Origin of the sequence: Methanobrevibacter thaueri (genome assembly GCF_015062915.1) — an archaeon.
Classification (GTDB): domain Archaea; phylum Methanobacteriota; class Methanobacteria; order Methanobacteriales; family Methanobacteriaceae; genus Methanocatella; species Methanocatella thaueri_B.
On sequence record NZ_SUTJ01000014.1, the window covers coordinates 23,484 to 35,012 of the forward strand.

Consider the following 11,529-nt stretch of genomic DNA (forward strand, 5'->3'; position numbering starts at 1 on the left):
TAATTTTTTTTGGTTTGCGAATCCTCGTCGTCTACACGACGAGGAGGTTCAACAAAACGAACAAAAAAATGTCAAATATATATTACTTTTAATCAAATGAATTAAAGAAATTATGGTTATTTAAATTAAATGGCCATCAGAATATGTAATTGATTAAATCAAAAAAAGAAAATAGAAAAAAAATTAGAAGTTGGTACTCATCTAAAATGTTTGAGTACCTTTTTCAGGACTTAATGATACGCTTTGAGTATCAAGCAAGTTTCCTGAATTGTCAAATAGGTTGATTTCCGCATAATCAGGGAAGTACTTGTAAGCGTCAGCACTTGCAACTTCAATATAACCGCTGGAATCAACAGTTTTTGGAACCATGTTACCGTTATTTAAAGTGGATCCGTCACGGGAGTAGAATATTTGTATCTTAACCTTTTCACCTGCATGTTCTGGACCAACATAAATTGAAGCGTAAGTCTTGTCATTCAGCCCTCCTCCTGTCGAGAAGCTTCCGCTTTCAATGGACATTGAAGATGTTGATGGTGTTGACTGGGAAGATTGACTGGCTTGTGCAGGTTCTGAATTATCCACACTTGCCTTATCATTATCTACTACAGGCGCAGAGGTATCCTGTGAACCATTATTGCCGAAACCGTAGATATATGCAAATGCACCTGCAAGCACTATTGCAACCACTACCAAAGCGACAATAATGTATTTGGTTGTATTGTCACCGGATTTATCCTTGTTCATTGAATTAATCATTGACTCATGACTAATTGTTTTTTCTTTTAGGGGAGTTCCGCATTTCTTACAAAATTTAGCTCCCTCATTATTTTCACTATCACAATTTGGACATCGCATTAAATTACACCTTCCAAAATACTAATTAATAATATTTTGTATACAATAATAAATAAGATTATTGGATAAAAACACTATTTGATTTTAAAGGAAAACTTGTTTTTAACGTTATAATTATCATTTTTAAGTGAAATAATGCATTTATAGGATTTTTTGCTTAAGCCTTTAGTGCTGATTTTAAGAACACCCTTGGAATTAGTCTTAACTTTCATTGTTTTAAGGGTTTTTCCATGGGAAATCTTAACCTTAAACTTTGTTTTTGAAATTACCTTGCCGCTTGCCTTATTTTTAACAGTGACTTTCAATTTGGATTTCTTTTTAGCGGTTTTAGGAGCAGTAATTTTTGCCTTAGCCTTTTTTATTGTGATTGAAGATTTAGTTTTAGACAGTTGAATATTCTTGTTCTGGGAGGTAATCACAACAATGTGCTTTCCAGCTGACAATTTGCTTGTGTCGAACTTAACAACACCATTGGAATCGCTTTTTACCTTGAATGCATAATAGCTTTTACCCATATACTCCTTAAAGTTCAATTTGGCATTGCGGATTGCCTTACCTGTTTTGGAATTTTTAACGTAAAACTTGAACAATTTACCTGAGTGATATGGTGTAGTGCATTTCTTAATGACCAGTTTTGCCGGAGCCTTAACAACATTAATTGTAGGAGCTGCATAGCATACCCCGGACTCCAGGGTTATTGCCAATGAGTACTTGCCAACATCCAAATTCAACGGAACATTATAGTATAAGTATCCATTTGAATCAGTCTTCAACCAGGATGATTTGTATGTTTTGCTTCCCTTGAAGGTCAATTTGATCTTTTGTGATAGCGGCATTTTCCATGGTGAGGTTAATTTTATTTTCAATTGCACATCACTGAAAAGGGAACTGGTCTGTGTTACTTGGGCATAAAATACTCCATATACATCATTTCCCTTAATTGCCTGATTACCATTATATCGGCAGTTGTTGCTTGACACTCCTTCCATTTTAGAGTAAATTGCCCCTCCTTTTTCAGTGGCCTTATTGTTATTGAATATTGAATCATCAATGTAATTCTCATCACTTCTAAGGAATAATGCCCCTCCATACTGCGCGGAATTCCTGTTGAATTTGGAATCTGATATTGTCAGAGCAGCAAACTTGGCATATATTGCACCACCCTTATCGCAATAGTTGTCCGCAAAATTGCAATTGTAAATCTTAGTCAAGCCATATTTGGAATACACTGCTCCACCTTGCTCTGAAGCCCTGTTTTTAGTAAAGTTACAATTGATTAAGGTTACATTTGATCTGTAGTCATATTCGAAAACCTTAATCTGTATCGCTCCACCTTTAACGGCACTGTTTGAATCGAAAATGCAATTGTCAACCACTGCTGAGTGACAGGCATCAAGTACCACAGTTCCTCCGCTTGAGGACACATAATTTTTTCTGAAAATGGAATTTCTGATTTCACCTCGGCCTAACTCATCCAAATATATCACTCCGCTGCTGTTTGAGGTGTTGTTTTCAAACAAACAATTGTTTACAATCAATGTGCTTACGCAATAATCAACATCATCATAGCTGACCACCAAAATGGTTGTCAGATATCCATGATTGTCTGTAAAACGAGAGTTTTTTAGGTTAACATAGGCGCCTGTTGAGGATGAGATTGAACTTCCCATTCCTTGTTTAAAGTCCTTCCATTCTAAATCGCTAACGCGAATTGCAGTGTTTTTTGAAAATGTGGAGTTGAAAACATTTAAAGTGGTGTTCTTATAGTTTGCAATGGCTCCTCCATTGGAATTGTAAACTTTATTATTAAGAAAAGTGCAGTTGAAGAGGGTTAATGTTGAATTTGTTTTAAGAAGAATTGCTCCGCCGTCAGATTCGCTAAATCCATTTTTAAAAATAAGATTCTTTAATGTGACATTGCAATTATAGTTTATAACTAATCCCCTTGCCTTGTTGCTTCCGTTAATAGATGCATTGTTGTAACCTGTGATGGTCATATTTTTTGATATTAATATCCCGTCAATAAGTTCCAAGTCACTGTCTTCATTAAATTTATAGCTTTCAGTTAAATTTATTGAATTACAATCGGGATCATTTATTTTTCCAGATAAATCCGTGTATGAGTTAAATGTTTCACTTTGGAAATCCGAATCTAATGTACCTGTCCCGTTTTCAGCATAAATAATATTTAAAGATGATACCATTAAGGTCAAAAATATTATTATAATTAATGTTTTTCTAATTGCACTTGTCAAAAAATTCCTCACAAGAGTTATATATTTTTATTTATATTAAACATCAATATAAAATTTTACAATTAATGCAATAATGTCTTAAGTAATGGTTAACTAATCAAATACCTATTTGATAATTTAATTGATGAAATTTAATTTTCATGAATTTGATTTATTAACGTGCATCATGTTAAGTTATGATATACTTTAATGGCACTTTTTTTTTAATTTAAACAATACTTCTGAAGAGGTAAGAATTACCTAAAAATACTCATGAATTTTCTTAAAAATGAAGTTAATTTCCAGCTTCTTGAATTTAAAATATCTTTATTAATTTTATTTTGTTTGGATAATTTTTTCTTAAGTCTTTTATTCTTATTTTTTAGTTTTTTATTCTTTTTAGATAATTCATTTTTTTGATTATTTAAATCTTTTATTGTATGTTGACATCTATTTTTAACTACATACTCATAGTAATCCATCTCATTAAGATCCCATAATGTCTGTTCACTACATTGAAGATAATTAGGAAACTTTTCCTGATATTCTTTAAGAATTTCCCTAGAAAAATACTTTGGATAATTTTTTAATTCAGAATATACAATTTCCCCTTCTTTTAAAGTGAACCCAGGTTTTTTACATATATAATAAATAGAATGATAAGTTAATTTTAAAGCTAAATATGAAAGAACATTATAATATTTGTCATCTGAATTTTCTCTTAAATCAAGGACTTGTTTTGCTGAAATTAATATATTCAGATAATTTCTTGCTGAAACCTCTTTAGAAACGGAATCACTTCTTTGGCGATAGTAACAACAAATATTTTCAGCAACATAAATTTTATTAGAATTTATCATCACTCTTGCAGATGCAATATTATCTTGATATGAACGGGGAGGAAATACTAAATACTGGAATAATCGTTTAGCATAAACTTTAATATATGCAAAAGTTGCAAAAATCAATTCTGGAGCATCATTAATATTTGTAACAATTTTATGTTGTTTTAGGGAAGTCTTGGCGATATCATTACGATAGAGTAAACCTTTTTCATTAAATTCTTCCCATTTATACATCACTAAATCTAGAGTTTTATCATTTTTAAATATTTCTAATGCATTTTCATAAGCATCTAATGAAATATAATCATCACAATCCATAAATGTTACATAATCACTAGTTGCATGTTTCAAACCTAGATTACGTGCAGGACCCGATCCTTGATTATGGTTCTGTTTTATTAATTTAAAAGAGTTATATTTTTCAACATACTGTTTGATTATTTCAATGCTATCGTCAGTACTTGAATCATCAACAACAATTACTTCAATATTTTCAATACCCAAAGACTGGTTAATAATAGAATCAAAACATTCATGTATGTATTTTTCACCATTATATACGGGAATGATGACACTAATTTTGTATCTCATAATTAACCCTTTCTATAAGTAACTTATTAATTTTTTATATATTTTCTTAATTTTTGATTTTTTGGGTTTCTTTTTTAGAGATTTATTCTTTTTTTTCAAGTGTTTATTATCTTTTTTTAATTTTTTCATTTTTTTTTCAAGTTCACTGATTTTCTCAATTGGACTGTAATGATTGAATATTATTTTTATTTTGTTTTTGGATTTCTTAATTGCAATCTGATAATTGTCATCAATCATTTTAAATGATTTAGATAAAATAATTTTATTATACTTATCTTTAAAGCAGAATTCCCAATTTTTTATAGGGGATTTAAGAAAATCAGCGTAGTTTATTTCAAAGAAAAAGTTTTCAGATTCATACTCAATTGGATATTCGAAAATATTAAAATTTATTTTATCGGTTATACATATTTTTTCAAATTTATAATTGGAATTACCTTTGAATTGAAACTTACCATCGATTAGTTCAATAGTCTCAATGACAAAATCGTGATTTGTTTTTTCTTTTTTAACCAACTTTAAAAAACCGAATTTGTTTCGAGAAATATCAATTACATATTCATCAAAAACAATAGTTTTATGAACATCTGTCTCGATAAAACATTCCTTTTTAAAATCAGAAATATATTGAGCTTTAATCTGATTTTCACCATATTTTATTTCGTTTAATGGAATAAACAATTTATCTTTTTTGATAAAGTTGTTAGCAATAACCACTTCAGAGTAATTAGGGCTGTTTATTGAAAAGCTAATTTCTCTTTTTAGGATATTTTCCTTAAAAGGAAGTTTAAGACTGAATTGAACAATTAAATAATTTTCATCAACAGTGATATTTTTTATATATGCTTTTAGACTTTCATTTTCAGCATCCTGGTTAAAATCGAACATACCATAATAATCATTATTAATTTTTACAGGAACATTAGGATTACTTTTCAAATCTTTGAAAATCAATTCAGAGAGTTCTTCCCAATTTTTATCATGTATCATCCTATAAAAAACTTTATAATAATTATTTAATTCATTAAAATATTCATCAGGAATAAGATTAATTAATTTATATGCTCCTTCAAAAATATAAATGTGGTCTTCTTTAGGATAAGTTTTTATTTTACTCATATAAAATGGAATATCCAATGTCAACCATTTTATGTATTTTCGTGATAAAATTTCATAATCGCTAATATTCTCATTTAAAATATCTTTAACCATTTTTGCCATTTTATATAACTCATCACCACGATTTCTATCATGGGACTGTGAAATGGAGGTGTTTGGTGCACCCATTCTCCAACAATATACTCCCTCCTTTAAAACGGACACCTTTTTAGCCTTTACGTATACTTCAGTTGAGAAAATGTTATCCTCAAAAATTACTCTCCCATCAAAAAATCTTAAGTTATTATTGTCAATGAATTCCTTTTTATATAATTTATTCCATACTGGCATATCCCAAATCAAATTAGGGTATTCAGATAAATTTGTGTTATATAAGTCATTCTTAAGATTATTGAAGACATAATCACAAATAATATGTTCCCATGATTTATAGTCATTATACCTGAAAAAATTGGCAGTTACTATTTCGCTATCATATTTTATAGCACAGTTGTACAATTTTTCTAATGCATCGTGTAATAGATAATCATCTGAATCTATAAAAAATATATATTCTCCATTTGCATATTTCAAACCATAATTCCTAGTTACTGACAATCCTTCATTCTCTTTGTGGAATGCATGGAAATTATCATAATCCAGTGCATATTTTTCTATTATGTATCTAGAGTTATCTGTAGATCCATCATCAATCATTAAAACTTCAATATCTGTTAACGATTGATTAACCAAACTATCTAATGCGTCAACAAGATAATTTTCTACATTATAAACCGGAACAATAACTGAAATTTTTGGAGCTGTCATATTCATTACCATCTAAATATTTTAAAATGTTTTTATAAACCAGTAAGCAAGTTTAGAATATATCTTTTTAATTAAATTTGAAACCTCATTGTTTTCTTCATTTTTAATTATTTGATTAAAAATTGTTTTAGAAGAATTTCCGTTTTCATATTGGTTAAATTTTTCTCGGAATCTATTTCTATTTTTTCTGTAAATTTTCTCAGTTTCATCAATATTTATAATAGCTTGTTCAACTTCTTTTGAAGTAAATAATATTGGGCCGGGGTTAAATTCCTCAAGATCAAAATAAGTTCCTCTGATATCTTTAACATAGTTTTCCATATCATATGTAAATAATAAAATTGGCCTATCCAAAATTGCATAATCGAACATTGCAGATGAATAATCAGTTATTAAAATATCTGAAACTAAATAGAGTTCTTCTATTGAATAATAATTAGAAAAATCATATACAAAATCATTATCTATATAATTTTTTATATCACTCCTTGCGAAATGATGTAATCTTAAAATTAGAATATATTCATCAGATAATGAATCTTTTAATGATTTTAAATCTAACATTAATTGAAAATTATCTTTATAACGCCATGTCGGTGCATATAGAATTACTTTTTTATTTAATGGAATATGAAGTTTAATTTTTAAATTATTTATATCTGTTTGATTATTTTTAGAGTACAATATATCAGTTCTTGGATAACCACATCTTAATAATTCATTTTTATATTTGAAACATCTTTCAGTAAGATTTGAAACATAATCACTTTGAACTGGAATAATATCCCAACGTTGACAATCTTTAATAAATTTATCTCTACTTGCATGTGAATTAAAATCTTTTTCTACATCTAAACCTAATGTTTTTAGGGGAGTTCCATGCATTGTTTGTATATAAACTTGGTCTTCTCTTTTAATGAACTCGCTTTCAAAATTTACATTATCACATAAAAATTTAGAAGTTGCTAAATAGTAATAATACTTTAAAGAATATTTTTTAACAGGAATTGCATTTCCCGTACAATACTCACGTTCATCAAGAAATGACCAAATGCATTCATAATCAGGAAAATTCTCATTAATATATTCATAAAGATATCTTGGATTGCAACTAAATTGTTTACCCCACATTGATTCAAACATTATACGTTTAGGATTAATTGGTAATTTTCTAAATTGAGCATATTTTGTGTTAATAATTTTTTTCCTATTATTAAATGATTCTGCTTCTTCATTCCATTTAGATTTAGACTTTATTCTTAAATTTCCTTTTCCACTACGATAAACACTAAAATCAATTAAATCATTTGAATAATTATGCCTAAATGAATTTTTCATGTATAATTGTGTTGTGAAAAACTGTTCATCACATTCATATTTAACATAAATATCAAAGTTTTTATTATATAACTTATCTATAAACTTATCTAAAAAACTAAATTTAAAAGTAATAGTTTCATTATTATTATTTAAATTACCTTTTGAAATTAAGATTTCCTCATAATTTTTATCATCTTTACAAAAAATATACGCATTTAATAAATTATATTTATTAATTGAGTATAACTCAGTTTCAATAGAAATCATTTCATTTTTGGCATTAATTTTAGAAACTAAAGATAAATTTTCGGTTTTAGATATGTCAAAATAATAATCTCTTAAATGATTAATTATTATTTGACCATATGAAGAATGTAAATATTCTGGTTTTTTTCTTTTGTTAATAATAGGTTCTCCATTATCATATCTAATTTGTCCATTCTGATTTAAAATTTCATCAATTTTTATGGTATAATATTTCTTTTGATTATTATAAACTAAAGGCATTTTTTTATTATTAAGTAACCCCTCATAACACAAGAATAATTTACCCATATCCTTATGACATGGAATGCATAATTGATCATTTTCAATGAAACAATTATCATAAATATGGTCAATTGGAGTATAATTAATAATAAGCTCATCATTTAAATCATAATCAATAAAAAAATAATTATTTTTGTATAATTTTGCTTTAAGTTTATTAAATTTCAAATTCCATTTAAGTATAGCAAAATAATTATAAACAATATCATTCTGTTTAAAACAAACTAACAATTTATTTTCACCCATAAAATCATTATTATTTGCAATTGTGGAAAAAGGAATATTTACTTCATAACCTGCAGCATCATAGGAAATATTATTCCCATATCGAATGTTGTATGTGGATAAATCAGATACCATTGTATCCTTAAATTTTAAAGGCAATTTTTTATGAGATTCACTATTTACCAAATAAAAAGAGTAATCCCTATCATTAAAATCATCATCTTTTAAACCCGGAATAATAGTAAATCCTTTAATAATAATCTGTTTTTTTCTTATTGAAATATTATCGATATAATTAACATAATGCTTTCTGTTTTCTATGAATTTATCTATGCACAGATTAGATTCACCAAATAATTCCTTATCAACATTAACAATAGTATGGCCATTATTTGAATAAATTTCTTTTTGATGTAAGTTATACATCTGGAAATTAATAATTGATGTAAGTTTTTCTAAATTATTATCTATTAAATAGTTATATTTCAGACGATCTAATTCATTTAATTGGTCAATATATTTGAGATTTATATTTTCTTTAATATAATCATTAATTAAACTGATAACTTCGTTAGATGTTTCAACAGGGGTGTCATTTAATTTATTAATAAAAATCATTAAATCTTTTGAAAGCCATTTATAATTTTTTATATTTAATAAATTTTCATTTTTAATATTGTCCTTAAAAAAAGCGTCAATAGATTTCATTACTTGAATTCTATGTTTTAAGTTAACAATTTCGTTAGTTTTTTGAGTAATGGATTTTGAACTTTCCCTCACTCTCCATAAATAACAATTCTCATAAATAATTGAAACATTGTTTGTGTAATAATGTAATAAAAAAGCTACTGGAATATCTTCATATAATATATCTTCAGGAAATTTGAATTCATATTTTTTCCAAAATGAATGGTTAATTAATTTATTCCATACTGTTGAATCATAAAGTAATTCAGGACTTTCAGTAATGTGAGTAATTTCTTTCATTCCAGGCATGGCTATACTATGAATATCAGAATCCCAATAATTTTTTGAATTAAAACGCCAAACTCCACAAATAACCATATTAGATTCGTTCTTAATTGCAAGATCATACATTCTTTCATAAGCATAAGGCCTAAGAATATCATCTGAATCCAAGAAAATAATGTAATCTCCCTCGGCGAATTCACATCCATAATTTCTTGCATACCCTACACCTTGATTTTCTATGTAAAAATACTCAATATTATCAAATGAATCTGCATATCCTTTAGCTATTTTGCCACTGTCATCAGTGGATCCATCATCAACCAATATAATTTGGAGATTTCTCTCATAACCATCAGTTAATTCTTTATTTATTAAAGTTTGTTCTAAAACCGATTCAATACATTCTCCTAAAAATTCTTGAACATTATGAATTGGAATAATTACACTAACTCTTGTTTTCATTATACTCTTCACACATGAAATTAATTATTAAAAATGCTTAACTTATATTAATCTATGTACATAATAGTATTTAAATTTTAGATATTCTTATTTAAAGTGCTGATTTGATTTCTTTAGTTTATTTTATTACATATTTTATCTATTAATGAACGTTAAAAAATTTTAAGTGAAATTAATTGTCATTAATTATATTTCAAATAGATAATTATATTCAAATATATATATAAACATGTAAACTAATTTAATTAATCGATAAATTTTTTACAATATTAATATGAGTGTATTTCTTCATTAACATCTTATTAAAAAAATCAATCGTGATTTCAGGGATTTTAATATGTTTTAATTTAAATACAATAAAGTTTTAGGTATGTATAATTATTTAATAACATAATATCCTATTTTTGAAACTATTTTATTAAACGATTCTTTAATCAAATTATTTTTATTATTTTTAAAAACCTTATTAAATATTAACTCCGAGGATTTTCCACTCTCATATTGGTTGAATTTCTCTTGGAATTCATGTCGATTTTCTTTATACTTTTTTTCAATATGTTCAATATTAATAATAGCATTTTCAACATCTTTTGATGTATATAATATAGGTCCCGGATTATATTTCTCCAAATCAAAGTATGTTCCCCTAATGCTGTTTATATACTCTTCCATATCATAGGTGAAAAGTAATATTGGTCTGTCTAAAATAGCATAGTCAAACATTGCAGAGGAATAGTCCGTGATTAATATATCTGAGACTAAATATAATTCTTCCATTGACCCATATTCAGATAAGTCAAAAATAAAATCATCATTTTCCAGCTGATTTAATTTATTGCCGGCTAAATGGTGCATTCTTAAAACTAAAACATATTCATCGGATAATGATTTTTTAAAGGAATTCAAATCTAACATTAACTCAAAATCATTTTTCATACGCCATGTAGGAGCATAGAGAATGACTTTTTTATCTAATGGGAGTCTTAATTTTTCCTTTAATTTATTTATTTCATCAGAATTATTTTTTGAATAGAGTATATCACTTCTAGGATATCCTAATTTCAATATTTCACCATCATAATCAAAGCATTCTTTTGAAAGTCCTGCTACATAATCACTTTGAACTAATAGATAATCCCAACGACTGCAACGATGAATATATTGTTTTACACTTTCTTGAGAATTAAAATCTTGTTTTACATCTAAACCTAAAGTTTTTAAAGGAGTTCCATGCATTGTCTGGATATAAACCTGTTCATTTCTTTTTATGAAATCATTTTCAAAATTTACATTATCACAGAAAAATTTAGAAGTTGCTAAATAGTAATAATATTTCAAAGAATGTTTTCTCACACGTTTAGCATTTCCAGTTATGCTCTTATGTTCATCAACAAATGACCAAATGCATTCATAATCAGGGTAATTTTCATTAATGTACTCATAAAGATATCTTGGATTGCAACTGAATTGTTTACCCCACATTGATTCAAACATGATTCTTTTTGGATTTATAGGTAATTTTCTAAACATTTCATATTTTGTTTTGGAGA

At 27.0% G+C, this 11,529-nt stretch carries 6 protein-coding genes; all 6 read right to left on the reverse strand.

Going from position 1 to position 11,529, the window contains the following annotated elements:
• Positions 1–201 precede the first annotated feature (201 nt).
• Entirely contained in the window at positions 202–855 is a 654-nt protein-coding gene (locus E7Z78_RS08265; RefSeq protein WP_303724687.1) for a zinc ribbon domain-containing protein, read from the reverse strand.
• Positions 856–929: 74 nt separating this feature from the next.
• Positions 930–3,059: a hypothetical protein gene (locus E7Z78_RS08270; protein WP_303724688.1), complete on the reverse strand. Its 2,130-nt coding sequence runs from the start codon at positions 3,057–3,059 to the stop codon at positions 930–932.
• A gap of 287 nt (positions 3,060–3,346) precedes the next feature.
• Positions 3,347–4,525: a glycosyltransferase family 2 protein gene (locus E7Z78_RS08275; RefSeq protein ID WP_303724689.1), complete on the reverse strand. Its 1,179-nt coding sequence runs from the start codon at positions 4,523–4,525 to the stop codon at positions 3,347–3,349.
• A 12-nt stretch (positions 4,526–4,537) separates the two neighbouring features.
• Entirely contained in the window at positions 4,538–6,451 is a 1,914-nt protein-coding gene (locus tag E7Z78_RS08280; protein WP_303724690.1) for a glycosyltransferase, read from the reverse strand.
• 21 nt (positions 6,452–6,472) lie between these two features.
• A complete protein-coding gene (locus E7Z78_RS08285; protein WP_303724691.1) occupies positions 6,473–9,979 on the reverse strand; it encodes a CDP-glycerol glycerophosphotransferase family protein in 3,507 nt (1,168 codons plus the stop codon).
• 378 nt (positions 9,980–10,357) lie between these two features.
• The coding region (locus E7Z78_RS08290; protein ID WP_303724692.1) for a CDP-glycerol glycerophosphotransferase family protein at positions 10,358–11,529 on the reverse strand (1,172 nt) is incomplete at its 5' end.